1 tRNA gene is annotated in these 423 nt (G+C 58.4%); it reads left to right on the top strand.

The features are described 5' to 3' along the window. Positions 1–48 precede the first annotated feature (48 nt). Positions 49–125 (top strand) — tRNA-Met (locus DYZ14_RS24035). Positions 126–423: the final 298 nt, after the last annotated feature.

Genomic DNA, 423 nt, shown 5'->3' with positions numbered 1-423 from the left:
AGGACCGGCAAGACAAAAATACCGGGCAAGACCCGGCGCTCAAAATAACGCGGGGTGGAGCAGCCCGGTAGCTCGTCAGGCTCATAACCTGAAGGCCGCAGGTTCAAATCCTGCCCCCGCAACCAAACATACCAAATTCCACAGCTCAACACACTCAGCACAAAGCTCCTCACCATTACGGTCGAGGAGCTTTTTGCGTTCGGCAGCCGGGTCAAGCCCGCCTGACGCAATCCGCGCTTACACTCCGGCGACCGAACCTATGGCCCACGCCGTGTCTGGCATGACGTGCTGGCGGAAGGTAAGCGCCCGGTGAAGGCCGCCTTGCGAGGTTGATGCGAACATCGGAAGTCCTAGTGCAAACACTAGGAGTAGTCCTATGACCAAGCATCCAATTGAAGTCATCACGTCCGTGGAGCGCCGTCG

The organism is Ciceribacter sp. T2.26MG-112.2, assembly GCF_900492205.1.
In the GTDB taxonomy this organism is placed as follows: domain Bacteria; phylum Pseudomonadota; class Alphaproteobacteria; order Rhizobiales; family Rhizobiaceae; genus Allorhizobium; species Allorhizobium naphthalenivorans_A.
This window is presented reverse-complemented; position numbering and strand designations above follow the sequence as displayed.